The 26,388-nt window shown below is 56.1% G+C and carries 21 protein-coding genes; 13 read left to right on the forward strand and 8 right to left on the reverse strand.

Annotation, left to right across the window (positions count from 1 at the left end):
• The first annotated feature begins 12 nt into the window (after window positions 1-12).
• The 7 genes from L3068_RS03785 to fhuB all read left to right on the forward strand — a co-directional run bounded on the left by L3068_RS03785 (window position 13) and on the right by fhuB (window position 10,375).
• The gene (locus L3068_RS03785) at window positions 13-726 is read left to right on the forward strand and encodes a fimbrial biogenesis chaperone (RefSeq protein ID WP_023332118.1); all 714 of its coding nucleotides are present in this window, start codon (window positions 13-15) and stop codon (window positions 724-726) included.
• A gap of 20 nt (window positions 727-746) precedes the next feature.
• On the forward strand, window positions 747-3,224 hold the full coding sequence (locus tag L3068_RS03790; protein WP_063861885.1) for a fimbria/pilus outer membrane usher protein: 2,478 nt from the start codon (window positions 747-749) through the stop codon (window positions 3,222-3,224).
• A gap of 13 nt (window positions 3,225-3,237) precedes the next feature.
• Window positions 3,238-4,242: a fimbrial protein gene (locus L3068_RS03795; protein WP_014882611.1), complete on the forward strand. Its 1,005-nt coding sequence runs from the start codon at window positions 3,238-3,240 to the stop codon at window positions 4,240-4,242.
• Between the two features lie 205 nt (window positions 4,243-4,447).
• On the forward strand, window positions 4,448-6,658 hold the full coding sequence (gene fhuA, locus L3068_RS03800) for a ferrichrome porin FhuA (RefSeq protein ID WP_063861886.1): 2,211 nt from the start codon (window positions 4,448-4,450) through the stop codon (window positions 6,656-6,658).
• Between the two features lie 50 nt (window positions 6,659-6,708).
• Window positions 6,709-7,506: a Fe3+-hydroxamate ABC transporter ATP-binding protein FhuC gene (fhuC, locus tag L3068_RS03805; protein WP_032637477.1), complete on the forward strand. Its 798-nt coding sequence runs from the start codon at window positions 6,709-6,711 to the stop codon at window positions 7,504-7,506.
• Window positions 7,506-8,396 (forward strand): Fe(3+)-hydroxamate ABC transporter substrate-binding protein FhuD, encoded by an 891-nt coding sequence (gene fhuD, locus L3068_RS03810; RefSeq protein ID WP_063861887.1) that lies wholly within the window; start codon window positions 7,506-7,508, stop codon window positions 8,394-8,396. The genes fhuC and fhuD overlap by 1 nt, the downstream gene beginning before the upstream one ends.
• Window positions 8,393-10,375 (forward strand): Fe(3+)-hydroxamate ABC transporter permease FhuB, encoded by a 1,983-nt coding sequence (gene fhuB, locus L3068_RS03815; RefSeq protein ID WP_023332122.1) that lies wholly within the window; start codon window positions 8,393-8,395, stop codon window positions 10,373-10,375. The genes fhuD and fhuB overlap by 4 nt, the downstream gene beginning before the upstream one ends.
• Window positions 10,376-10,471: 96 nt before the next feature.
• On the opposite strand, the gene hemL is transcribed toward fhuB, so the two are convergent.
• Window positions 10,472-11,752: a glutamate-1-semialdehyde 2,1-aminomutase gene (gene hemL, locus L3068_RS03820; protein WP_014882616.1), complete on the reverse strand. Its 1,281-nt coding sequence runs from the start codon at window positions 11,750-11,752 to the stop codon at window positions 10,472-10,474.
• A 177-nt stretch (window positions 11,753-11,929) separates the two neighbouring features.
• On the opposite strand from hemL, the gene clcA reads away from it, so the two are divergent.
• Both clcA and erpA read left to right on the forward strand, forming a co-directional pair.
• Window positions 11,930-13,330: a H(+)/Cl(-) exchange transporter ClcA gene (clcA, locus tag L3068_RS03825; protein WP_023332123.1), complete on the forward strand. Its 1,401-nt coding sequence runs from the start codon at window positions 11,930-11,932 to the stop codon at window positions 13,328-13,330.
• A 79-nt stretch (window positions 13,331-13,409) separates the two neighbouring features.
• Window positions 13,410-13,754, forward strand: coding sequence for an iron-sulfur cluster insertion protein ErpA (gene erpA / locus L3068_RS03830; protein ID WP_008501923.1), 345 nt, complete (start codon window positions 13,410-13,412; stop codon window positions 13,752-13,754).
• 59 nt (window positions 13,755-13,813) lie between these two features.
• On the opposite strand, the gene L3068_RS03835 is transcribed toward erpA, so the two are convergent.
• The 3 genes from L3068_RS03835 to mtnN are packed head-to-tail and all read right to left on the reverse strand — an operon-like array spanning window position 13,814 to window position 15,955.
• Window positions 13,814-14,437: a TRIC cation channel family protein gene (locus tag L3068_RS03835; protein WP_014882618.1), complete on the reverse strand. Its 624-nt coding sequence runs from the start codon at window positions 14,435-14,437 to the stop codon at window positions 13,814-13,816.
• A gap of 26 nt (window positions 14,438-14,463) precedes the next feature.
• A complete protein-coding gene (gene btuF / locus L3068_RS03840) occupies window positions 14,464-15,264 on the reverse strand; it encodes a vitamin B12 ABC transporter substrate-binding protein BtuF (protein WP_014882619.1) in 801 nt (266 codons plus the stop codon).
• Window positions 15,257-15,955 carry a 5'-methylthioadenosine/S-adenosylhomocysteine nucleosidase gene (gene mtnN, locus L3068_RS03845; protein ID WP_014882620.1) on the reverse strand — a complete coding sequence of 233 codons (699 nt, stop codon included), beginning with the start codon at window positions 15,953-15,955 and terminating at the stop codon, window positions 15,257-15,259. Before mtnN ends, btuF begins: the two co-directional genes overlap by 8 nt.
• Before the next feature lie 82 nt (window positions 15,956-16,037).
• On the opposite strand from mtnN, the gene dgt reads away from it, so the two are divergent.
• From dgt to L3068_RS03860, 3 genes are all read left to right on the forward strand, one after another.
• Window positions 16,038-17,552 (forward strand): dGTPase, encoded by a 1,515-nt coding sequence (dgt, locus tag L3068_RS03850; RefSeq protein WP_047625872.1) that lies wholly within the window; start codon window positions 16,038-16,040, stop codon window positions 17,550-17,552.
• Between the two features lie 131 nt (window positions 17,553-17,683).
• The gene (gene degP / locus L3068_RS03855; protein ID WP_014882622.1) at window positions 17,684-19,120 is read left to right on the forward strand and encodes a serine endoprotease DegP; all 1,437 of its coding nucleotides are present in this window, start codon (window positions 17,684-17,686) and stop codon (window positions 19,118-19,120) included.
• 146 nt (window positions 19,121-19,266) lie between these two features.
• Window positions 19,267-20,424, forward strand: coding sequence for a CdaR family transcriptional regulator (locus L3068_RS03860; protein ID WP_047344002.1), 1,158 nt, complete (start codon window positions 19,267-19,269; stop codon window positions 20,422-20,424).
• Between the two features lie 89 nt (window positions 20,425-20,513).
• On the opposite strand, the gene L3068_RS03865 is transcribed toward L3068_RS03860, so the two are convergent.
• Window positions 20,514-20,903, reverse strand: coding sequence for a DUF3461 family protein (locus tag L3068_RS03865; protein WP_008501916.1), 390 nt, complete (start codon window positions 20,901-20,903; stop codon window positions 20,514-20,516).
• Window positions 20,904-21,224: 321 nt separating this feature from the next.
• Between L3068_RS03865 and L3068_RS03870 the strand changes: the two genes are divergently transcribed.
• Window positions 21,225-21,857: an ECs1377 family protein gene (locus L3068_RS03870; protein WP_087529684.1), complete on the forward strand. Its 633-nt coding sequence runs from the start codon at window positions 21,225-21,227 to the stop codon at window positions 21,855-21,857.
• On the opposite strand, the gene dapD is transcribed toward L3068_RS03870, so the two are convergent.
• The 3 genes from dapD to map all read right to left on the reverse strand — a co-directional run bounded on the left by dapD (window position 21,854) and on the right by map (window position 26,243).
• Window positions 21,854-22,678 carry a 2,3,4,5-tetrahydropyridine-2,6-dicarboxylate N-succinyltransferase gene (dapD, locus tag L3068_RS03875; RefSeq protein ID WP_008501915.1) on the reverse strand — a complete coding sequence of 275 codons (825 nt, stop codon included), beginning with the start codon at window positions 22,676-22,678 and terminating at the stop codon, window positions 21,854-21,856. The two genes, L3068_RS03870 and dapD, sit on opposite strands and share 4 nt — an antisense overlap.
• 32 nt (window positions 22,679-22,710) lie before the next feature.
• Window positions 22,711-25,386, reverse strand: coding sequence for a bifunctional uridylyltransferase/uridylyl-removing protein GlnD (glnD, locus tag L3068_RS03880; RefSeq protein WP_117580947.1), 2,676 nt, complete (start codon window positions 25,384-25,386; stop codon window positions 22,711-22,713).
• 62 nt (window positions 25,387-25,448) lie between these two features.
• On the reverse strand, window positions 25,449-26,243 hold the full coding sequence (gene map, locus L3068_RS03885) for a type I methionyl aminopeptidase (RefSeq protein WP_014882626.1): 795 nt from the start codon (window positions 26,241-26,243) through the stop codon (window positions 25,449-25,451).
• Window positions 26,244-26,388: the final 145 nt, after the last annotated feature.

Consider the following 26,388-nt stretch of genomic DNA (forward strand, 5'->3'; position numbering starts at 1 on the left):
TTGGAACGTTGTATGAAGACTTTATTTAAATTGTTATGTGGTTGTTTAATTATTTCTTGTCTGTCAGCGCAAGCCAGCGTGGTTCTGGGTGGTACTCGTATTATTTATCCATCAAATAAAGCTGAAGTACAAATAGCCCTTAAAAATAAAGATCCCCATACGCGTTATCTGGTACAAAGCTGGGTCAGCTATGTCAATAATGCAAAAGCGCCCTTCGTGATTACCCCTCCTGTCTATAAGCTACAGGAAAATCGTCAAACCCTTTTACACGTTATTTTTACTGGCGATAAAAAAAGCCTGCCATCAGACCGTGAATCGCTGTTCCTGGCGAATGTGAAATCGGTCTCCGCGCTGTCGCCTGAGCTGAAAGAGAAAAATACCCTGCAGTTCGCGATGAAAACGCGGCTGAAGCTTTTCTGGCGTCCGTCTCAGTTAAAAGAGGCCGATGCGCTGGTGGCGGATGAAAAAATCACGTTCCGTCGTCAGGGCGACACGCTTATTGCCAACAACCCCACGCCGTTTTACGTCTCCTTTGGCGAGCTGGCCGTGGGCGGGAAAAGCGTACCGGTGAAAGAGACCGAAACCACGCCGGGGGCTATTTCGATGATGGTTGCACCGTTTAGCGAGCAGCATTTTGCGTTGCCAAAAGGGGCGACGGGTGCGGTGACCTGGACGGCAATCAATGATTTTGGGGCGCAAACCCCTCAGCGCAAGCAGGCCCTTTAACGGGATCGTGTTGGAATGCTATGTCCTCTCCCTCTCGCCAAAAACAGGTATGGTCCGGGATCGTGCTCGCGCTGTTCGTCGCGATCCCGCCTGCGTGGGCTGATGACGAATTCAACCTGCGGATCCTTGAGCTGGATACGCCGCTGGAAAATACCGCTACGCTCAAAAACTTCATTAATGATAACGGCTTGCTGGCAGGGCGCTATCTGACCACCATCATGTGGGATCGGGACGTCGTGGATAAACGCGAGGTCACCTATGTGCTTTCTGACGATAAGCAGCAGCTTCTGCCGGAGCTGACCAAAGCGGATCTGCGTGAATTCGGCGTGAACGTCGACGCGGTGCCGGATCTCAAAGATATGGACGATGCGGCCTGCATTCGGGATATCTCCCATTTTATCGAACATGCTCGCTACGATTACAATCAGGATAACCAGACCCTGACGCTGGTCATTCCCCAGGCCTACCGCAACCGCGCGGCTGCGGGCGCCATTAACCCGAAATTCTGGGATGACGGTGCTCCGGCGGCCTGGACAAGCTATCAGCTCAGCGGTTCTCAGCAGCATTACAGCACGGGCCAAACCTCATCAACCTGGCTTGGCCTGACATCGGGTCTTAATCTGGGCGCGTGGCGGCTGCGCAACAACAGTACCTGGAGTGACTCTTCGGGCTGGGAAGCCATCGCCACCACCCTGCAGCGCGATATCAAAGCGCTGAAAAGCCAGCTTGAACTGGGCCAGACGTACACCAACAGCGAGCTGTTCGACAGCGTGCAGATGACCGGCCTGACGCTGGAAACGGATACGGCGATGCTACCGGTCAGCCAGCAGGGGTTTGCGCCAGTCGTGCGGGGGATTGCCAACAGCGATGCAAAAGTCACCATTAAGCAAAACGGCTACACCCTTTATCAAACCAACGTCTCGCCGGGGCCATTTGAGATCCGTGATTTAAGCCAGGTCGCCTCCGGCGCGGATCTGGAAGTCACCGTTGAAGAGGCGGATGGCTCTGAGCATAGCTTCATACAGGCCAGCGCGTCGGTGCCGGTCCTCCAGCGTGAGGGCGGGTTTAAGTATTCGCTGGCGGCCGGGCGTTATCGCGGCAATGAAGGGGAAGATGAGCCCACCTTTGTGCAAGGTACGGCTATTTATGGCCTGCCGTATGGCGTGACGGCCTACACCGGCGCTCAGGGTGCGTCGATGTATCATGCACTATTGCTGGGGGTTGGCGCGGATTTGGGTCATCTGGGCTCAGCCTCGGTGGATATCACCACCGCGAGAACCGCCTTTGATGACGGACGTGATGACGCAAATGGACTCTCATGGCGAGCGCAGTATTCAAAAGATATTCCTGACACAGATACCACCGTCACGCTTGCCAGCTACCGCTATTCCACCTCCGGGTTTTATACCTTTCAGGAGGCTATCGATCAGCGCGACAGCGAGATTGATGACGGCATTTATACCTATCGCAGAACCAACAACCGCCGAAGCCGCATGCAGGTAAACCTTTCCCAGCGGCTTTCTGACTGGGGCTCGGCGTATCTTAACGGCTATCAGCAGGATTACTGGGATATGGACGGCCACGAGCGCAGCGTCAGCGCCGGGCTGAGCTCCAGCTGGCGGGATATTACCTGGTCGATAAGCTACAACCTGACCCGCACGCCAGATGCCGATTCCGATCGGCAACTGGCGCTGAACGTCAATATCCCGTTATCGCACTGGCTCTCTAACGCGTGGGCAAACTACAGCGTAAATACCGCAAGCGGCGGGTATGTCTCGCACCAGGTGGGGATCGGGGGGACCGCGCTTGAGGATAACAAGCTGAGCTATAACCTCCAGCAGACCTACGCCAACAAAGATACGGGCTATGGCGGCAGCGTATCCGGGCGCTATCGCGGCTCGTCCGGCGAAGTTGGCATGGGGTACAGCTACGGCGGGGATAACCGCCAGTGGAACTATAACGCTCAGGGATCCATCGTGGCTCACGGTCAGGGCGTTACGCTGGGGCAGCCCGTGCGGGACGCTTTCGCGATTGTACACATCAACGACGGAGAGGATGTCAACGTTCAGAGCGGCCGCGGCATTTATACCGATGCGTTTGGTAATGCCATCGTGCCGTCGCTTACCGCTTACCGACACAACACCCTCACGGTAAACACGCAGGAACGCAGCGATATTGATATTGACGGGGCAACGTTAGATCTCGTGCCGACAAAAGGCGCGGCGATACTGGCGAACTTCGAGGCCCGCGTTGGGCGTCGCGCGCTGGTCACTCTGCGTCATCAGGGTAAACCAGTGCCGTTTGGTTCCATCGTGGCGCTTGATAACACCACCGCGATTGTCGGGGATGATGGCGAGGTCTACCTCTCAGGGCTTAACGGACACACATCGTTCAGCGCGCAGTGGGGAGAGGCGGGCGACGAACAGTGTCATGGCGTCATCGATTTACCCGATGACAATGGCGAGGGAATCATTAATACCGCGGTCAATTGCCAATGAGGCTGGAGAGAAAATGCGCGTGACTATTCTGGTGAGAACCGTTATCTCTGCCGTACTGCTGGTCGCCGCCGCGCGGGTACATCCGGCATTTGCTCAATGTACTTTCAGCGGCGGGGATGGATCTGGCGGCATTGTTACCTTTCAGCTTCCAGCGGTCTTTATGCTCGATCCCGATACCCCTGTGGGGACCGTAATTTATGACAATGCCGTCGAATCCAATGAAATTACGGTGCACTGTGGCGGAGCTGACGCGCAAATCCGGCGCGGCTATTTGACCCTGACGGATGCCGACGCGCGTGAGGACGTTCTGCCGGGAGTCTATAAAACCAACGTGCCGGGGATTGGCATCCGTGCGGCGGCGTCAAGCGAACGGTTGCCCGACTATATAGAGGAGGACCTCATTCGTCCCTGGCAGTATTATGGCTACAAACATGGCGGGTCTGATGGCACCCACGTCTTTCGGGCCGCCGCTCAACTGGTGGTCATCGGCCAGGTCCAGGACGGGATGCTGGATACCTCGCGCCTGACCTCGCAGGATACGCTCGGCGGTGTCGTGGTCGGTGAAATGCGTTTTTCGCCCACCAGCGTCCATATTACGACCAATACCTGTAATCTGGTTGACCGTAACATTTTTGTTCCTCTCAAAACGGTCAATTCTCAGGATTTTGACGGGCAATACTCAGAGATACTGACTGACGGTGGTTTTAAGATTGCAATAAACGACTGCGCGGCGGGAACAAAGATTGACTATCAGTTCACCCGCACGGGGTCGACGGGGGTGACCAACGGCTCGATTTTGGGCATTGCATCCGGTGATGCTGCCGCACAAGGGTTGGGGATTCAAATTCTCGACAGCAACGATACCGTCCTTCAGTTTGACCAGACCTATACTGCGATATCCGCTACGCAGGACAAGGTGCCCGCAGAGATCCCCCTGAAGGCCCGCTACGTAAAAACGGGGGAGGTCAAACCCGGAAAAGTCGAGGCGGTCGCCACGTTCGAGCTGTTTTACCGCTAATGCTTCCCGCCCGCTCCGGCGGGTTTTGGCGATCCTTTCGCTAACATCATTAACCCCCTGTTTTCATCTGGTTAATTCTTAATCCCTCAATTCTCGTAGGGCCGCTTATTGCTTGCTATGCAACCGGCGTTTCGCCTATTATTCTTGCGCTCATAATAATAATTCTCGTTTACGTTATCATTAACCTTTCCATCAGAGATACAACATGGCGCTTTCCAATACTGCTCAGCCAATCAACACGTCGCTGCGAAAAGTCGCGGTCGTCGTAGCCACAGCGGTTGCCGGCATGTCGGCTTATGCACATGCTGCCGAAACCCCGAAAAAAGAAGAAACCATTACGGTAACCGCAGCGCCTGCGGCACAGGAAAGTGCCTGGGGACCGGCACCCACGATTGCGGCCAAGCGCACCGCCACGGCGACCAAGACCGATACGCCAATTGAGAAAACCCCGCAGTCTATTTCCGTAGTCACTCGTGAAGAGATGGACATGAAGCAGCCGGGGACGGTGAAGCAAGCGCTGGCCTATACGCCGAGCGTTTTTGCTACTCGCGGTGCATCAACAACATATGATGTAGTTTCTATCCGTGGTTTCACCACTTCCACTACCGTGAATACTAACCAGTACCTGGACGGGATGAAGCTACAGGGTGATAACTATTCTGAAGCGTCAATGGATCCCTATTTCCTTGAGCGTGTCGAACTGCTGCGTGGCCCAACATCCGTTCTGTACGGTAAAAGCCACCCGGGCGGCGTGGTCAGCATGGTCAGCAAGCGCCCAACGACCGAGCCACTGAAAGAAATCCAGTTCAAAATGGGTACCGATAACCTGTGGCAAACCGGGTTTGATTTTAGCGATGCGATTGATGATGACGGCGTGTGGTCATACCGCCTCACCGGTCTGGGGCGCAGCGAAAATGCACAGCAGGAAATGGTTAAGTCCACCCGATACGCCATTGCACCCGCTTTCAGCTGGCGTCCTGACGATAAAACGGATTTCACCTTCCTGAGTAATTTCCAGAGCGATCCGGATGCAGGCTATTACGGCTGGCTGCCGCGGGAAGGCACCGTTGTGCCGTACTATGATGCCAATGGCAATGCGCACAAGCTGCCGACAGACTTCAATGAAGGTGACGAAGACAACAAGATCTCCCGTCGCCAGAAGATGGTGGGCTACAGCTTCTCACATGAGTTTGACGATACCTTTACCGTACGTCAAAACCTGCGCTATACCAAAGTTAATACCCTCTACCGTTCTGTTTACGGCAACGGCTACATCGCGCCGAGGAAAATCAGCCGCGCCTATGTACGTTCTGATGAAAACCTGAATTCTTTTACAGTTGATACCCAGCTGCAATCCAAATTTGCGACCGGTGCAGTGGATCATACCCTGTTAACGGGTGTCGATTACTTGCGCATGCGTAACGATATCGATGCTGATTACGGCACCGCTGACCCTATCAGCATGAGTAATCCGCAGCATAACAATGCCAATATCAACGTGAACTTCCCGTATGCCGTGCTCAATCGTCAGGAACAAACGGGCCTGTACGCGCAAGATCAGGCTGAATGGGATAAGTGGGTCATGACCCTTGGCGGACGCTATGATTTCGCCAAAACGTCCACGTTGACGCGTTCCTCTGACACGACAGCTGAAATCAACGATCGGGCGTTCACCTGGCGCGGCGGGATCAACTACCTGTTTGATAACGGTATTACGCCGTACTTCAGCTACAGCGAATCCTTCGAGCCTATTTCCGGTGCAACCCAGGGCGGTAAACCGTTCGATCCGGCTCGTGGCAAACAGTATGAAGCGGGCGTGAAGTATGTACCGAAAGATCTGCCAGTGGTTGTGACTGCAGCGGTATACCAGCTGACTAAAAACAACAACCTGACGGCCGATCCGGCGAACCCGACCAGCGGCTTTAGCGTACAGGGCGGTGAAATTCGTTCCCGCGGGTTCGAACTGGAAGCGAAAGCGGCAGTAACGGCAAACGTTAATGTGACGGCATCCTATAGCTTTACTGATGCAGAATACACGCACGATACCTGGTATGAAGGCCGCCGTCCGGCGGAAGTGCCGCGTAATATGGCGTCTCTGTGGGCAGATTACACCTTCCACGAGACGGCGTTGAGCGGTCTGACGGTAGGGGCGGGAACCCGATACATCGGTAATACCGTTTCTTACTACTCTGCCTCGTCGCCAAAAGCCTACCAGTCGTTCAACGTCGCGGGCTATGCGCTGGCGGATGCGACCGTGAAGTACGACCTGGCTCGCTTTGGGCTGCCGGGCTCTTCTGTCGGTGTCAACGTAAACAACATCTTCGACCGCGAATACGTCTCCAGTTGCTACAGCGAATATGCATGTTACTGGGGAGCAGGACGTCAGGTTGTCGCCACCGCGACCTTCCGCTTCTAATCTCTCTTTGGGCACGGTTCGCCGTGCCCTTTTTATTTAAGTTGGCTGATATGCAGGATAATCAAACGCAAACCGACACCACCTTCACGCTCAATCATCTCTCCTTTCGCGTACCCGGACGCACGTTGCTCCATCCGCTCTCTCTGACGTTCCCGGCCGGTAAAGTGACGGGCCTGATTGGTCACAACGGTTCCGGTAAATCCACGCTCCTTAAGATGCTGGGACGCCATCAGCCGCCGTCTGAAGGGGATATCCTGCTGGACGGACAGCAACTGGAGAGCTGGAGCAGCAAAGCCTTTGCGCGCAAAGTGGCCTATCTGCCGCAACAGTTGCCGCAGGCGGAAGGGATGACGGTGCGTGAGCTGGTGGCGATTGGGCGTTATCCGTGGCACGGGGCGCTTGGGCGCTTCGGCGTGGCTGACCGGGAGAAAGTGGAAGAGGCGATTGCGCTGGTTGGGCTAAAACCGCTGGCGCACCGTCTGGTGGATAGCCTGTCTGGCGGTGAGCGTCAGCGGGCGTGGATTGCAATGCTGGTGGCTCAGGACAGCCGTTGCCTGCTACTGGATGAACCTACCTCTGCGCTGGATATTGCCCATCAGGTCGATGTGCTGGCGCTGGTACACCGGTTAAGCCAGCAGCGTGGCCTGACGGTGATTGCGGTCCTGCACGATATCAACATGGCGGCGCGCTACTGCGATTATCTTGTCGCGCTACGCGGCGGCGAAATGATTGCGCAGGGAACACCGTCAGAGTTGATGCGCAGCGAAACGCTGGAACACATTTACGGTATTCCAATGGGTATCTTGCCTCACCCGGCTGGGGCTGCACCGGTGAGCTTCGTGTACTGATGCTGGACAACACATTTATCAGCCGTCGTCGCCTGTTGACGGCAATGGCGCTCTCACCCCTGCTGTTTAACATGACGACGGCGCGTGCTGCCGCAGTCGATCCTCACCGCATTGTGGCGCTGGAGTGGCTGCCGGTAGAGCTAATGATGGCGCTGGGCGTCACGCCCTATGGCGTGGCGGACATCCCTAACTATAACCTCTGGGTGAACGAGCCGAAGCTGCCGGACTCGGTGATTGACATCGGCCTGCGTACGGAGCCAAACCTCGAACTGCTTGCCCAAATGAAACCGTCATTCCTGTTCTGGTCTGCGGGCTATGGCCCGTCAGAAGAGACCATGGCACGTATTGCGCCAGGGCGCGGTTTTTCCTTTAGCGACGGTAAAAAACCTCTGACCGTGGCGAAAAACTCGATCAACGAGATGGCGCATTTCCTCAACCGTGAAACGGAAGCCAAAAAGCATCTCGATGAATTCGATGCCCTGATTGACGCCCTGAAGCCGCGCTTTGCCGGGCGGGGCGATCGCCCGCTGCTGATGGTGACGCTGCTGGATGCCCGCCATATGCTGGTATTCGGTAAAAACTGTCTGTTCCAGGAGGTGCTGGACAGCTTTGGCATTCGCAATGCGTGGGAAGGGGAGATGACCTTCTGGGGCAGTACCGCCGTCGGTATCGATCGTCTGGCGGCGTTTCGTGATGTGGATGTGCTGTGCTTCGACCACGGCAACGAGCGCGAAATGCAAACGCTGATGGCGACGCCGCTCTGGCAGGCGATGCCGTTTGTGCGCGAGAAGCGCTTCCAGCGTGCGCCCGCTGTGTGGTTCTACGGCGCGACGCTATCGGCCATGCATTTTGCCCGCGTACTGGATAACGCGCTTGGAGGTAAAGCATGAGTACCCGTATCGCGCGTTTCCCGGTTCTACTGCTGTCCGTGCTTTTTCTGGCTGCACTGTCATTCACCGGGTTCAATCTCTCGACGGCGTTACCGCGTGCGCAGTGGGGAGCCGCGCTGGTCTCGCCGGATATCGACAATATTCAGCAGATGCTGTTCCACTACAGCCTGCTGCCGCGTCTGGCGATCTCCCTTTTGGTCGGGGCCGGTTTAGGCCTGGTAGGCGTCTTATTCCAGCAGGTATTACGTAACCCGCTGGCGGAGCCAACCACGTTGGGCGTCGCTACCGGGGCGCAGCTTGGGATCACGATCACCACGCTGTGGGCATTGCCCGGCGCGTTAACCTCGCAGTTTGCGGCCCTCGCGGGGGCGTGTGTCGTAGGGGCGCTGGTCTTTGGTGTGGCCTGGGGAAAACGCCTTTCTCCGGTAACGCTGATTCTTGCCGGGCTGGTTGTCAGCCTCTATTGCGGTGCGATTAACCAGCTGCTGGTGCTGTTCCATCACGATCAGCTGCAAAGTATGTTCCTTTGGAGCACCGGCACGCTCACCCAGACCGACTGGAGCATTGTGCAGCGTCTGTGGCCGCAGCTGGCGGGCGGGGTCGTGCTGACGCTGCTGCTCCTGCGTCCGCTGACGCTCATGGGGCTGGATGATGGCGTGGCGCGCAACCTGGGGCTGGCACTGTCGCTGGCACGCCTGGCGGCGCTCACGCTGGCGATTGTGCTGAGCGCTCTGCTGGTTAACGCAGTGGGCATTATCGGCTTTATCGGTCTCTTTGCGCCGCTGCTGGCAAAAATGCTCGGGGCGCGTCGGCTGCTGGCGCGTCTGCTGCTCGCACCGTTGATCGGGGCGCTGATCCTCTGGCTTTCCGATCAGATCATTCTCTGGCTGGCCCGCGTCTGGATGGAAGTGTCTACCGGGTCAGCAACGGCGCTTATCGGTGCGCCGCTGCTGCTGTGGTTGCTCCCGCGTTTGCGCAGCATCAGCGCGCCTGCGATGGACGCGGGCGATAAGGTCTACGCGGAACGTCAGTCGGTACTGTGGTTTAGCCTTGCCGGTCTGGGAGTCTTGCTTCTCGCCTCGTTTGCCGCACTCGCGTTTGGGCGCGATGCCGCAGGCTGGCACTGGGCAACGGGTGATCTACTCAACGAATTACTGCAATGGCGCTGGCCGCGGATCCTCTCCGCGCTTATTGCCGGTGTGATGCTGGCGGTTGCGGGCTGTATTATTCAGCGTCTGACCGGTAACCCGATGGCGAGCCCGGAAGTGCTGGGGATCAGCTCCGGTGCCGCCTTTGGCGTGGTGCTGATGCTGTTCCTGGTGCCAGGGAACGCGTTTGGCTGGTTGATGCCTGCCGGGAGTATCGGTGCGGCGGTGACGCTGATGATTATTCTGATTGCCTCTGGCCGCGGCGGATTTTCCCCGCACCGGATGTTGCTGGCCGGGATGGCGCTCAGCACGGCCTTTACGATGCTGTTGATGATGCTGCAGGCGAGTGGCGATCCGCGAATGGCGAAGATCCTGACCTGGATTTCTGGCTCAACCTACAACGCGACCGCCAGCCAGGTTGTGCATTCCGGGATCGTAATGATTGTGCTGCTGGCGATTGTGCCGCTGTGTCGTCGCTGGATGACCATTCTGCCGCTCGGCGGCGAAACGGCGCGGGCTGTGGGCATGGCGCTGACGCCTACGCGTGTCGCACTTCTCCTGCTGGCAGCGTGCCTCACGGCAACGGCAACCATGACTATTGGACCGCTGAGCTTCGTCGGGTTGATGGCACCGCATATCGCCAGAATGATGGGGTTCCGCCGGACAATGCCGCACATTGTGATGTCAGCCCTGACGGGCGGAGTCATTCTGGTATTTGCGGACTGGTGTGGAAGGATGGTGCTGTTCCCTTACCAGATCCCGGCGGGACTGCTGTCGACCTTTATCGGCGCGCCGTATTTTATTTATCTGTTGAGAAAGCAGAGTCGGTAGTCAGGTGCGGCCTGATGCCCTCACCCCGGCCCTCTCCCACGGGGAGAGGGATAATATCGTAGGCCGGGTAAGCGTTAGCGCCACCCGGCAATTCCCTTAAAGCTTCGCAAACACCTTACGCGCCGCGTCGATGGTGTTATTGATATCTTCTTCGCTGTGCGCCACGGACATAAAGCCCGCTTCAAACGCCGACGGCGCCAGGTACACACCTTCTTCCAGCATCAGGTGGAAGAAGCGCTTGAAGCGTTCAACATCGCACTTCACGACGTCCTGATAGCAGGTCACGGTTGGCGCATCGGTGAAGAAAATCCCGAACATGCCGCCGACGTGATTGACCACCAGTGGGATACCCGCCTCTTCTGCGGCTTCCAGCAGACCGTTAGCCAGTTGAGTCGTCAGGTCGGTCAGGGTTTCGTGAATACCTGGTTGCGCCACTTCCGTCAGGCAGGCGAAGCCTGCGGCCATCGCAATCGGGTTGCCGGAAAGGGTACCTGCCTGGTAGACCGGGCCCGTTGGCGCCAGCGCTTCCATCACATCCTTACGGCCGCCGAATGCGCCAACAGGCATACCGCCGCCGATGATTTTGCCGAGGCAGGTCAGGTCCGGCTCAACGCCATAATAAGACTGGGCACCCGCCAGCGCTACGCGGAAGCCGGTCATCACTTCGTCGATGATCAGCAGGGCACCAAACTCATCGCACAGGGCGCGCAGGCCCGGCAGGAAGTCCGGCTGCGGTGGAATGCAGTTCATGTTGCCCGCTACCGGTTCAACGATGATGCAGGCGATCTCCTGCGGATACTGCTCGAACGCCGCGCGAACGGTGTTCAGATCGTTATAGGTACAGGTCAGGGTATGCTTAGCGAAATCCGCCGGCACGCCAGGCGAGTTTGGCTGGCCGAGGGTCAGCGCGCCGGAGCCTGCTTTCACCAGTAAACAGTCTGCGTGACCGTGGTAGCAGCCTTCGAATTTAATGATTTTATCGCGACCGGTAAAACCGCGCGCCAGGCGGATCGCGCTCATGGTCGCTTCTGTACCGGAGTTCACCATACGTACCATGTCCATGGTCGGCACCAGTTCGGTCACCAGCTCCGCCATCTTCACTTCCATTTCGGTTGGCGCACCGAAGCTCAGGCCACGCTGAGCGGCTTCAATGACCGCGTTACGAATGGCTGGGTGGTTGTGCCCGAGCACCATCGGTCCCCAGGAACCGACATAATCGATATAGGCTTTGCCATCGACATCATACAGATACGCGCCGTCAGCACGTTCAATAAACAGCGGCGTACCGCCCACGCCGGTAAAGGCGCGAACAGGCGAGTTCACACCACCTGGAATAAGCTCCCGGGCTGCACTGTAGAGGTTTTCAGACTTGCTCATGGCGTCGTTCCTGGTTCGTATAAAATGATTAAGCACACTATTCTAAGTGATTCGCAGTAGGTTATGAAATTTTTAGCCAGATAATGCTTTAAGATTTGTTAAGTATTTTTAAGGGGACGGAGGGAAGGTCTCTGGTAAAATCTCCTCGGCTTTTTGTATGACGAATAAGAACAGGACATGAAATCAGATTCTCCGTCTTTTGAAGAACAACAGTTTACGCGCGCTCAGCACCGGATCAGTATTCGGCGGCTGCTCAATCGCGATAAAACGCCGCTGGCGATCCTGCTGGCTGCAGCCGTGGTGGGGACTCTCGCCGGTCTGGTTGGCGTGGCGTTTGAAAAAGCGGTCAATGCCGTACTCAACTGGCGAGTGGGCACCGTCGCGGGTTTTGCCGATAGCCGGTGGCTGGTCTGGGTCGGGGCATTTGGACTGTCGGCGCTGTTTGCCATGGTGGGGTATTTTCTGGTGCGTAAATTCGCCCAGGAGGCCGGCGGGTCTGGCATCCCGGAAATTGAAGGTGCACTAGAAGAGTTGCGCCCGGTGCGCTGGTGGCGCGTGATCCCGGTTAAATTCATCGGCGGTATGGGGACGCTGGGCGCGGGGATGGTGCTGGGCCGGGAAGGGCCAACGGTACAACTGGGGGGCAACGTCGGACGCATGGTGGGCGATCTGTTCCGGATGCGAAGCGCCGAAGCGCGCCATACGCTGCTCGCCACCGGTGCGGCGGCGGGTCTTTCAGCGGCGTTTAACGCACCGCTGGCGGGCATATTGTTCATCATCGAAGAGATGCGCGCGCAGTTCCGCTACAACCTGATCTCCATTAAAGCCGTGTTTACCGGCGTTATTATGTCGAGCATTGTTTTCCGCCTCTTCAATGGCGAAGGGGCGGTAATTGAGGTGGGTAAACTGACCAACGCGCCGGTCAACACCCTGTGGCTTTACCTAATCCTCGGCATGATTTTTGGCGTAGTGGGGCCGCTGTTTAACACCTGCATCTTACGTGCTCAGGATATGTTCCAGCGTATTCATGGCGGCAATACGACGAAATGGGTGCTGATGGGCGGCCTGCTGGGCGGGATGTGCGGCGTGCTCGGCTTTATTGAGCCGAATGCCGCAGGCGGCGGCTTCGGGCTGATCCCCATCGCCGCAGCGGGAAATTTCAGCGTCGGTCTGCTGCTGTTTATGTTTATCTCCCGGGTTATCACAACGGTTCTGTGCTTCTCCTCCGGTGCACCCGGCGGGATTTTCGCCCCGATGCTGGCGCTTGGTACGCTGCTGGGCACCGCGTTTGGTATGGCAGCCAAAGTGGGCTTCCCGGCGTATCATCTTGATGCTGGCACCTTCGCGGTGGCCGGTATGGGGGCACTGCTGGCAGCGTCTCTGCGTGCACCGTTGACCGGTATCGTGCTGGTGCTGGAGATGACAGATAATTACCAGCTCATTTTGCCAATGATCATTACCTGTCTCGGGGCGACACTATTAGCCCAATTCCTGGGCGGGAAACCGCTATACTCCACCATCCTCGCGCGTACCCTGGCAAAGCAAGAGGCGGAGCGGGCCGCCGCGCAGAATACTTGAATGAATTACCAGGGTATTAGATAATGACGAAAAGAATTGGGTGAATTTTACCCAATAGCAGTATTCATGGGAGCATAAGATGAGTGATGACGTAGCTGTGCCGCTGGAATTTACCGAAGCAGCAGCCAACAAAGTGAAAACCCTGATTGCCGACGAAGACAATCCGGATCTGAAACTGCGTGTCTATATTACCGGTGGCGGCTGCAGCGGCTTCCAGTACGGTTTTACTTTTGACGATCAGGTGAACGATGGTGATATGACCATCGAGAAGCAGGGCGTTGCGCTGGTGGTTGACCCGATGAGCCTGCAGTATTTGGTCGGCGGTTCAGTGGATTACACCGAAGGTCTGGAAGGGTCACGCTTTGTGGTGACTAACCCGAACGCAACCAGCACCTGCGGGTGTGGTTCTTCGTTCAGTATTTAAGCCTGAATGCGGATTTGTAGGCCCGGTAAGCGAAGCGCCACCGGGCTTATAAACCACGCCTATCTTGAATTTTCATCCAGCGCAAACGTCGGCAGCTTCAGGTGCCAGCGTATTGCCGCCAGACGAATCACCAGCGTCACGACCATCCCCAGCATCGCAGCATTTTCCAGCGGCACCGCAAAGGTGTAATACGCCGTGGCGTGCACAATCCCGCCAATAATACAGGCAGTAGCATAGATCTCGGTACGCAGGATCATCGGTACTTCACGCGCCAGAATGTCGCGAATAATGCCGCCGCCCACGCCGGTTAATACGCCCATGCAGATCGCGACCATCGGGCCGGTTCCGGCATTGAAGGCTTTATTGACGCCAATACCGACAAACACGGCCAGACCCACGGCATCCAGCACCGGGAGTATCCATTTCGGTAATCTGCGGGGCTGGCGAACCAGCACAATGGTTAACAGACAGGTCACCATGGCTACCACCAGATCGGTCGGATCTTTCACCCAAAACACCGGGCCATTCGCCAGCGCCATATCACGGATAGTCCCGCCGCCAACGGCAGTGACTACGCCAAGCACCAGCACGCCAAACGGATCCATGCGTAGTTTTCCGGCGAGCAGAACGCCGGAGATAGCAAAAACGGCTGTGCCAAGAATATCCAGCCAATAAACGAGCATCGTTAAATCCTCGAAAAGGTCTTCTGTTAGTGACTCTCTGCCAGTGCGGCACAGAGCTGTTTTGCGGCGAGGATAATACGCGGGCTGGCGCGTTCAAACCAGTCACTGTTGAGTGGGATCACCGGAATTTTTAGCCGGCTTTGCCAGAATTGTTTAATTTTAGGAATCTCGCTCGCATTTCCGACCACGACGATGGCCTGCGGCTGGCGCGCCAGAACCTGCTCACGGCTAACCTGCGGCCACGGTACCCGGCTGGCAGCAAAAATATTTTCACCGCCACACACTTCCAGGACCTGGTTCTGAATTGACCCTTTACCTGTGGTAAACAGCGGCTGACTGCCAAACTGCAGGAAGATGCGCTTTTTAACGGACGTATCGTATTGAGCTTTCAGCGCAGCATAGTCATTGAGCATCTGGCTCGCCGCATGCCTGGCTTTTTCAGGCGCAGGGCTATAAGGGGCAAGGGCTCGCAGTGCCTGAGCGACTTGCTCAATACTTACGGCGTCAACCCACATGACCTTGATGCCAAGCGAGGTAAGCTGATTGACCTGCCGTTCGGCGTTACCGCCACGCCAGGCCAGCACGAGATCGGGTCTCAGCGCCACGATGCGCTCAAGGTTCATCCCTTGCCAGGTCGCAACGTGTTCAATGTTGGCCGCCTGGGGGGGGTAATCCGAAAAGCTACTCACGCCAACGGGGGTGATGCCAGCGGCAAAGGCCAGCTCGGTGTTAGCGGGAGAGAGCGTAATTACGCGAGGCGCGGCACAGAGCCACGCTGAAGCAAGCAGAAGCAGGGCGGCGAGCGCCCTGAGGGATGGTTTAGCCACGTGCCAGGTTCTGCACCAGGCGTTCCACCATCACGGTGGACTGTTTTGCCGCAACGGTCAGGAACTCGTCGAAGCTGATGTGAGACTGCTGGTCTGCGACGTCAGAGATGGCGCGAACCACCACGAACGGTACGCTGAAGTTGTGGCAAACGTGCGCAATCGCGGTCGCTTCCATCTCAACGGCAACCGCCTGCGGGAAGTTATGACGGATTTTTGCCAGACCGACGGAGCCATTGATGAACGCATCACCGCTGACAATCAGGCCGCGTACCGCGTTAAGATTGAGCTCAGCAATGCAGGTTTCAGCCGCCGCAATCAGTTTGTCGTCAGCTTTAAACCCTGCCGGGCAGCCCGGGAGTTGACCGTATTCGTAGCCAAACGCGGTGACGTCGGCATCGTGATAACGCGCTTCGTCGGAGACAACGATATCGCCCACTTTCAGCGTCGGCGCCAGGCCGCCAGCCGAACCGGTGTTCACGATCACGTCCGGCTTGCAGCGCTCAAGCAGCAGGGTCGCACCCAGCGCAGCAGCCACTTTACCGATGCCTGATTTCAGCAGAGCCACGTCAACACCGTTAAGCTGACCGGTGTAGATCTCACACCCCCCCAGAGAGAGGGTCTGACGGTTCTCAATTTTGTCACGCAGGAGCGTAACTTCTTCTTCCATTGCACCAATAATGCCGATTTTCATAGATTTACTCGCGATGTGCCTTGTTAAGATGCATAGTCTATCATGCGGTTAAGGGGAAACGCATTCTCACGCGGGGGAGCACATGTCACCAATCGATTTTCGTACCAAAATTAACTGGCACCGACGTTTCCGCTCGCCACAGGGCGAGAAGAGCGAACATGAGATCCTGCGTATCTTCGAAAGCGATCGAGGAAGGATTATTAACTCGCCCGCCATCCGGCGTTTGCAGCAAAAAACGCAGGTGTTTCCGCTGGAGCGTAATGCCGCTGTACGCACGCGCTTAACCCACTCAATGGAAGTGCAGCAGGTCGGGCGGTATATTGCCAAAGAGATTTTAAGCCGTCTCAAAGAGCTACGTTTACTGGAAACCTATGGTCTGGACGAGCTGACGGGGCCCTTCGAGAGCATCGTTGAGATGGCCTGCCTGATGCATGACATCGGCAATCCGCCTTTTGGTCACTTTGGCGAGGCGGCAATTAATGACTGGTTTAAACAACGCCTTCATCCGTCGGATGCGGCAAGCCAGCCGCTCAGCGATGACCGCTGCATCGTGCGGGATTTACGTCTGCGTGAAGGTGAAGAAGGGCTTAACGATCTGCGTCGCAAAGTGCGTCAGGATCTCTGTCACTTCGAGGGCAATGCCCAGGGTATCCGACTGGTACATTCCCTGATGCGCATGAACCTGACCTGGGCGCAGGTCGGCTGTATCCTGAAATATACGCGTCCCGCGTGGTGGACGGGAGAGACGCCCGCATCCCACAGCTATTTAATGAAGAAACCGGGCTACTACCTTTCCGAAGAGGCCTATATTGAACGGCTGCGTAAAGAACTTTCATTGACGCCAAACGGTCGCTTTCCATTAACCTGGATTATGGAAGCCGCGGATGATATTTCCTATTGCGTCGCTGACCTGGAAGACGCCGTTGAGAAAAGAATATTCAGCGTCGAGGAGCTTTACCAGCACCTTTATGCCGCCTGGGGAAACCACGAAAAAGGTTCACTGTTTGCTCAGGTTGTCGAAAATGCCTGGGAAAAGTCGCGCTCAAATACATTAAGCCGCAGCACGGAAGACCAGTTCTTTATGTATTTGCGCGTCAATACATTAAATAAACTGGTGCCCTACGCAGCCTCGCGCTTTATCGATAATCTGCCGCAGATTTTCAGCGGGGAATTCAATCACGCGCTGCTGGAAGATGACAGCAGTTTCAGTCAACTCCTTGAGCTCTATAAACATGTGGCGATGCGGCATGTGTTCAGCCATCCGGATGTCGAGCAGCTCGAACTGCAGGGCTACCGGGTAATCAGTGGGTTACTGGAAATTTATTCTCCGTTGCTTCAGCTGTCGGTCGACGAATTCAGTGAGCTGGTGGAAAAAGAACGCGTGCGACGAATTCCTATCGAATCCCGGCTTTATCAAAAACTTTCAACCCGTCATCGGCTGGCCTATGTCGAAGCGATAAGTAAGCTGGATCGTCACGCTACGCAGTGGCCGGTAATGGAATATTATTATCGCTGCCGTCTTATCCAGGACTATATCAGCGGCATGACGGATTTGTATGCCTGGGATGAATACCGCAAGCTAATGGCTGTGGAATAAACGCTGAGTTTTGTAAAGACGGCCAATAAATTTTTACCTTTTCCATAAACTTATGGCCGGAACTAAGCGGTATAAAATGAATCTGAGTTACACAGCAATTTTGCGTTACCTGTAAATCGAGATTGAGAAACATGAAAAAAACCACATTAGCAATGAGTGCACTGGCTCTGAGTTTAGGTTTAGCGCTGTCTCCTCTGACTGCTACCGCAGCCGAGACCGCGTCATCGGCAGCAACCGCGCAGCAGATGCCAAGCCTGGCACCGATGCTCGAAAAAGTGATGCCATCGGTGGTGAGTATTAACGTTGAGGGGAGTACGACCGTCAATACGCCGCGTATGCCGCGTAACTTCCAGCAGTTCTTTGGTGACAACTCACCGTTCTGCCAGGACGGTTCGCCATTCCAGAGTTCCCCGTTCTGTCAGGGCGGTGGTGCAGGGGATGACAGCCAGGGCGGCGGCCAGCAACAGAAATTCATGGCGCTTGGCTCGGGGGTCATTATCGATGCAGCGAAAGGCTACGTCGTGACCAACAACCACGTGGTTGATAACGCGAACAGCATTAAGGTTCAACTGAGCGATGGCCGTAAGTTCGACGCAAAAGTGGTCGGCAAAGACCCGCGTTCCGATATTGCGCTGATCCAGATTCAGGATCCGAAAAACCTGACGGCGATTAAAATTGCCGACTCTGATGCGCTGCGCGTAGGCGACTACACCGTGGCTATCGGTAACCCGTTCGGTCTGGGCGAAACCGTGACCTCAGGTATCGTCTCTGCGCTGGGCCGTAGCGGCCTGAACGCAGAGAACTATGAAAACTTTATTCAGACGGATGCGGCCATCAACCGCGGTAACTCCGGCGGTGCGCTGGTGAACCTGAACGGCGAGCTGATCGGTATTAACACCGCGATCCTGGCGCCGGACGGCGGCAACATCGGGATCGGTTTTGCTATCCCGAGCAACATGGTGAAAAACCTGACCGCGCAGATGGTGCAGTACGGCCAGGTGAAACGCGGCGAGCTGGGCATTTTGGGCACCGAGCTGAACTCTGAGCTGGCAAAAGCGATGAAAGTGGATGCCCAGCGCGGCGCGTTCGTCAGCCAGGTGATGCCGAACTCCTCTGCTGCGAAAGCAGGGATTAAAGCGGGTGACGTGATCACCTCCCTGAACGGTAAACCGATCAGCAGCTTTGCAGCCCTGCGTGCGGAAGTCGGCTCTATGCCGATTGGCAGCAAAGTGACCCTCGGTCTGCTGCGTGACGGTAAGCCGGTCAACGTGAGCCTGGAGCTGCAGCAGAGCAGCCAGAATCAGGTTGATTCCAGCACCATCTTCAGCGGTATTGAAGGTGCTGAGATGAGCAATAAGGGCGCAGACAAAGGTGTGGTAGTGAATAACGTGAAGGCGAATTCACCTGCTGCCCGTATCGGCCTGAAAAAAGGGGATGTGATCATGGGCGCTAACCAGCAGCCGGTGAAAAACATCGCTGAACTGCGCAAAATTCTCGACAGCAAACCGTCCGTGCTGGCGTTGAATATTCAGCGTGGTGATACCTCTATCTACCTGCTGATGCAGTAATCCTCTTAAGCCCCTGTACGCAGGGGCTTTCTTGTTTCTGTGACTTTTCCCACAACTCCATACTTCTTCCGCTCTCTTTGTGCATTCGCACAATGCAGCCGTCACTGAACTTCCCTATGCTTGAGCTCTGCTCAGAGGAGGGTGACATGGCTGGCTGGCATCTTGATACCAAAATGGCGCAGGATATTGTGGCGCGCACAATGCGCATCATTGATACCAACATCAATGTAATGGATGCCCGTGGGCGCATTATTGGTAGTGGCGATCGTGAGCGCATTGGTGAATTGCACGAAGGCGCGCTTTTGGTGCTCTCTCAGGGGCGTGTGGTTGATATCGACGATGCGGTTGCGAAACACCTGCACGGCGTGCGTCAGGGCATCAATTTACCGCTGCGCCTTGAAGGCGAGATTGTGGGGGTTATCGGTCTGACCGGCGAGCCGGAGTCCCTGCGTAAATATGGCGAGCTGGTCTGTATGACGGCGGAAATGATGCTGGAGCAGTCGCGCCTGATGCATCTGCTCGCCCAGGACAGCCGCCTGCGCGAAGAACTGGTGATGAACCTTATTCAGGCGGAAGAGCTTACGCCTGCACTCAGCGAATGGGCGCAGCGCCTGGGGATCGACCTCAATCAGCCGCGCGTGGTGGCGGTGATCGAGGTCGATAGCGGTCAGCTTGGCGTAGACAGCGCGATGGCCGAACTGCAGCAGCTGCAAAATGCGCTGACGACACCGGAACGCGATAACCTGGTGGCGATAGTCTCGCTGACGGAAATGGTGGTGCTCAAACCCGCGCTCAATCCGTTTGGCCGCTGGGATGCCGAAGATCATCGCCGTCGCGTGGAACTGCTGATTTCCCGGATGCAGGAGAACGGTCAGCTGCGTTTTCGCGTTGCGCTCGGCAATTACTTTTCCGGGCCGGGCAGTATTGCCCGCTCCTGGCGCACCGCACGCACCACCATGATGGTGGGTAAGCAGCGGATGCCGGAGAGCCGCAGTTATTTCTATCAGGACCTGATGCTGCCGGTGCTGCTCGACAGCCTGCGCGGTGGCTGGCAGGCCAACGAGCTGGCGCGGCCCTTAGCGCGCCTGAAAGCGATGGACAACAACGGCCTGCTGCGCCGGACGCTGCAGGCGTGGTTCCGCTATAACGTGCAGCCGCTGGCGACGTCGAAGGCGTTGTTTATTCATCGCAATACGCTGGAGTACCGGCTTAACCGGATTTCGGAGCTAACGGGGCTGGATCTGGGGAATTTTGACGACAGGCTGCTGCTGTATGTGGCGTTGCAGCTGGATGAGCAGAGATGAGGTTGTTTGCCGGGTGGCGGCTTCGCCTTACCCGACCTACATGCGTTCGTAGGCCCGGTAAGCGAAGCGCCACCGGGCAATAAAACGGCTTATTTGTTGCGGGTTAACTTCTCAAGATCCGCTTCAATCTCGCTGATCTTATTGGTAACAACGCTTTCAAGGTGACGCAGATCGTCAAGGATCTTACGCTTGAGATCGACTTCAGTGCGGTCGCGCTGACAAATCTGATCGAGTTCATCGATCACATAGCGCAGGTTAGGGCTGATTTCCTGAACTTCTTTGTACCCCTGGCCTACGCCGTCCGCGACGACGGTCTTACGCTGGCGTGGATATTTAAACTTCACGCTTTTGGCGAAAAACTCGCCTTTATCCTTGTGAAAATAAATTTTTAAGATGTCGTTGTTGGCTTCCTGGCGGAGGCTGTAACGATCAATTTCATCAGGATTGGTAATGCCCAGACTTTTCAGATTATCGTACATAGCGGTACCCTTATCTCAACATAACCTTTGAATAATTAATGAAAAAATTCCTTTTTGCCACCCTCGGGTTCAAAAAAAGCGGGGTCGATCCTGATTACATTTCACTGACATTACCGAGCAGGGAAAATAAATTGCTCCCACTCGTTTATTGTTGTTTTTAACGACCACGTCAAGCGGAAATCAACGTAATAAGGTAATCATTTCTCTCAACGTTAATGCAGCATCGTGAGAGTCGTGAGAAAAGGCGAGCGAGACGGTATTCAAAGCCGGGGAATTCAGGCAAAGTTATCGCACGAAAGCGTAGGCTGCGGGGATAATGACATGTCAGGACGCATTGATTATCAAATTGAAAAATATAGCTTTGGTGCCGTAGAAGAGAACCAAAGACTCACGCATCAGTGGGCAGAAGTCGCCGCCGAATGCCGCCAGCTTCAGGCGGGGGCGGAGGAGCGTTTACGCATTGCCTTGCTCAACGTGGATTATGTCACCAGCTTCGAACTGCCATTTCGGCTGATACTGACCCGCGCCCCGCAGCTCATCGCCGGGCTGCGCGATGAGTTTCAGCTAAACCAGAAGAACGTCATCTTCAACGGCAAGCGCTTTGGCTGCGTTTACAGCCTGAAGGGCGATCTGGATGCGATCCCCGACGCTTTTCAATACCGCATGACCACCCGCATTCGACGAGTCGATCCCACCGGGCTTACGGCGGAGCCATTCCGGCAGATTGCCAGAGAGGTCAAAGCGCCGCGTGAGCGACTGAAGCTGGCGCTGGAATCGGGTCTGGCTGTGACTGCGCTTGACGGGCTTTTCTGGTTGGGGAGCCAGCGTATGGCGGCGGATATTGCAGGGTTGAGAAGAAAGGGAATGGTAATCGTGACTGCGGAAACGGACGTCTTTGATGATTACACCGGGACGCACAGGCGGGTCCCGGTGTATCAACGGGTCAGCGATTAGTCGATGGTGCGCAGCAGTTCGTTGATACCGACTTTACCGCGGGTTTTCGCATCCACTTTCTTCACGATAACGGCACAGTACAGGCTGTATTTGCCATCTTTCGACGGCAGGTTACCGGAAACGACCACGGAACCCGCCGGAACGCGGCCGTAGTGAACTTCGCCGGTTTCGCGATCGTAAATACGGGTGCTCTGGCCGATGTAAACGCCCATGGAGATCACGGAACCCTCTTCCACGATCACACCTTCAACCACTTCTGAACGCGCGCCGATAAAGCAGTTGTCTTCGATGATGGTTGGGTTAGCCTGCAGTGGCTCCAGAACACCACCGATGCCCACGCCGCCGGACAGGTGAACGTTTTTACCGATCTGTGCACAGGAACCGACGGTAGCCCAGGTATCCACCATGGTACCTTCGTCAACGTAGGCACCGATGTTCACGTAGGATGGCATCAGCACGGTGTTGCGTGCGATGAACGCGCCCTGACGCACTGCAGCAGGCGGCACCACGCGGAAGCCTTCTTTCTGAAAACGCGCTTCGTCGTAATCCGCGAATTTCATTGGGACTTTATCGAAGTAGCGGCTTTCTGCTCCGTCGATAACCTGGTTATCGTTGATACGGAAAGAGAGCAGCACCGCTTTCTTCAGCCATTGATGAGTAACCCACTGACCGTCGATTTTTTCTGCCACGCGCAGCGCGCCGGAATCCAGCAGGGAAATCACCTGGTTTACCGCTTCACGGGTCACGGTATCCACATTTGCCGGGGTAATCTCGGCGCGACGCTCAAAAGCGGACTCAATAACGTTCTGTAACTGCTGCATTGTTTACTCTTTCCATTTCACTAAAAAACACGTCACCCTTTATCGTTTGGATTGAGGGCTGCTGTCAACCGTTGTTGCACTTCAAGTTGCAGGTCATTATTAAGGGCACGCCGGTCGGCGGTGGCGATTATAAATAAATCTTCTACTCGCTCGCCAATGGTTGTAATTCGGGCGCCATGAAGCGAAATTCCCAGATCGGCAAAAACCTGGCCGACGCGGGCGAGCAGCCCTGGCTGGTCGAGCGCGATCAGCTCCAGGAACGATTTACGGTCGGTGTGGGTCGGCAGGAAATTGACCTCGGTATCGACGGTAAAGTGGCGCAATTTCGCCGGCTGGCGACGCGGCTGCGGTGGCTGCCAGCTGCGCTGAGTGATCGCCTGTTCCAGACCGAAGCGTATCCCTTCATGTCTGTCCGGCGAGAGCGGACTGCCGTCCGGCTCCAGTACGATAAAGGTATCCATCGCCATGCCGTCGCGGGTGGTAAAAATCTGCGCGTCGTGAACGCTCAGGTTACGCCTGTCCAGCTCGGCGCAGACCGCAGCAAACAGATAAGGCCGATCCGGGCTCCAGATGAAGATCTCCGTCCCGCCGCGCGTCGCCTGTGGGCTAAGCAGGATCATCGGCTGCGACAGATCGTGCTTCAGCAGATGTCGCGCGTGCCAGGCAAGCTGGTTTGGGCTGTGGCGGACAAAATAGTTGGCACGGCAGCGGGCCCAAATCTGATGCAGTGCTTCTTCATCAATGTTATCCATCCGCAGCAGCGCCAGGGCCTGCAGCTGGTGATGTCGCACGCGCTCGCGCATGTCCGGGGTGTTTTGCATTCCGCGACGCAGCTGTTTTTCGGTGGCGAAATAGAGCTCGCGCAGCAGGCTTTGCTTCCAGCTGTTCCACAGGGTTTCATTGGTGGCACAAATATCCGCGACCGTCAGGCACACCAGATAGCGCAGACGGTTCTCCGTCTGGACCTCTTCGGCGAATTGCTTAATTACCTCTGGATCCTGAATATCACGACGCTGGGCAGTGACTGACATCAGCAGGTGATGGCGTACTAGCCAGGCGACCAGCTGCGTTTCGCGCGAGTTGAGCCCATGCAGCTCGGCAAATTTCAGCACGTCCTGCGCACCCAGTACCGAGTGGTCTCCACCGCGGCCTTTGGCGATGTCGTGGAACAGGGCGGCAATCAGGATCAGTTCCGGATGGGTGAGGCGCGGCCACAGCTCCACGCAAAGCGGGTGGCGGGATCGCGTCTCTTCTTTCGCAAAGCTTTCCAGCTTGAGCATGACGCGGATCGTGTGCTCATCCACCGTGTAGGCGTGGAAGAGATCGAACTGCATCTGTCCGACGATGTGCGACCACTGCGGCATATAGGCCCACAGCACGCTATGACGGTGCATTGGCAGCAGACCACGGCTGACGGCGCCAGGATGACGGAGCATACTCAAAAACAGCGAGCGCGCTTCCGGGATATAGCACAGCGGCTGCGTCAGATGACGGCGCGCATGGCGCAGATGGCGCAGGGTGGTGGAGTAGATCCCGGTAATTGTGCTGTTGCGCACCATCGTGTAGAACATTCGCAGGATCGCTTCCGGCTCGCGGATAAACAGCGTTTCGTCCCGCAGGTCGATAAGCGTGCCGCGCAGCTGGAATTCGTCATCAATTGGGCGCGGCTTTTCGTCCGCCGTCAGGGCCAGAATGGCCTCGTCGAACAGCTGCAACAGCATCTGGTTCAGCTCGGTCACCCGGCGGGTGACGCGGAAGAAATCCTTCATCATCTGCTCAACCGGTTCGTTACCTTCGCCCTGATAATTCAATCGCTGCGCCACGCTGAGCTGGCGGTCAAACAGCAGGCGGTTATCGTAGCGGGTCACTTCCAGATGCAGGGCAAAACGGATGCGCCACAACAGATGCAGGCACTCGTTCAGTTCGTTACGTTCGGCCTCGGTTAAAAAGCCAAAGCCGACCATCTCGTCCATTGAGGTGGCGCCAAAGTGGCGGCGGGCCACCCACTGTAGCGTGTGGATGTCGCGCAGGCCGCCGGGGCTGCTTTTAATATCGGGTTCAAGATTGTAACTGGTGCCGTGGTAGCGCTGATGGCGCTGATTTTGCTCCTCGACCTTCGCGGCGAAGAATTTTTCTGACGGCCAAAAGCCGTCGCTGAAGATGTGTTTTTGCAGCTCCAGGAACAGCGCCACGTCACCGATCAGCAGACGGGTTTCAATCAGGTTGGTGGCGACGGTCAGGTCAGATAAGCCCTCCAGCAGGCACTCTTCCAGGGTTCTCACGCTGTGTCCCACTTCCAGTTTCACGTCCCAGAGCAGGGTCAGCAGCTCGCCAATCTTCTGCGCCTGTTCGTCCGGTAGCTTTTTACGGCTTAAGATCAGGAGATCGATATCGGAAAGTGGATGAAGTTCACCGCGGCCATAGCCCCCGACGGCAACCAGAGCGATGTCGCTCACCTGCCCGAAACCGTAGTCGATCCACAGACGCTGCAGGAGCTGGTCGATAAATTCGGTGCGCGCTTCAATAAGTTGCTCGGCTGAGACCCCTGCGTCGAACGCGCTGCCCAGCCAGCGATGGAAAACATCCATATGGGCTTTGATATGCGGGCAGGTCAGCTCGTGCGACGGCCAGACGCCCGGGTTATCGGGCTGGTCGGGAAGGGTGGGAAGTGCTGTGTTAGCATACTGTTCGGGTAAGAGATTACTCATCGTGCGCCACCCATAAGAAAAAGCTATCGCCATTAAAAAAGCCGGCATTTGCCGGCTTCTTATCACTCAATGTTCGTCAGTATCGCCGGGATGGTGTCATCCTTGCGCAACGTCATAATTTCGCAGCCGTTGTCTGTTACCACAATAGTATGCTCGTACTGAGCAGACAAGCTTCTGTCTTTGGTTTTCACCGTCCAGCCATCTTTCATGGTGCGGATGCGGTAGTCACCGGCGTTCACCATCGGCTCGATGGTGAAGGTCATGCCCTTTTGCAGCACCACGCCGCCGTCATCGGCATCATAGTGCAGAACCTGGGGTTCTTCATGGAAAACGCGGCCAATACCGTGACCGCAGTATTCGCGCACGACGGAGAACCCTTCCGCTTCTACAAACTTCTGGATGGCAGCACCAATGGTACGCAGGCGAATACCCGGCTTAACCATTTTCAGCGCCAGGTACAGGCTCTCTTGTGTCACTTTGCACAGACGCTCGCCCAGAATCGTTGGCTTGCCGACAATGAACATCTTAGAGGTGTCACCGTGGTACTCGTCTTTAATGACGGTCACGTCGATGTTGACGATGTCGCCATCTTTCAGCAGTTTTTCGTCGTCCGGGATACCGTGACAAACCACTTCATTAATAGAAATGCAGACGGATTTCGGGAAACCGTGGTAGCCGAGGCAGGCGGAAACCGCGTGCTGCTCGTTCACGATATAGTCGTTACAGATGCGGTCCAGTTCACCGGTGCTGACGCCCGGCTTCACGAACGGTTCGATCATTTCCAGCACTTCCGCGGCCAGACGACCGGCGACGCGCATCTTTTCAATTTCTTCAGGTGTCTTAATAGAGATAGCCATGTAATCTGTCCATCGGTGTCGATTTTTTCGACAATACTAGTCTAAGTGTCGTCAATGGTATCAGTCAGGCACGCTCCGTGCCAAATTGAGAATCATTAACAGCACACTCCGCCAACAACTGTTGGTTTCTGGTCGTGTTTTGTGG

This window comes from Enterobacter cloacae complex sp. ECL414, from assembly GCF_021869685.1.
In the GTDB taxonomy this organism is placed as follows: domain Bacteria; phylum Pseudomonadota; class Gammaproteobacteria; order Enterobacterales; family Enterobacteriaceae; genus Enterobacter; species Enterobacter kobei.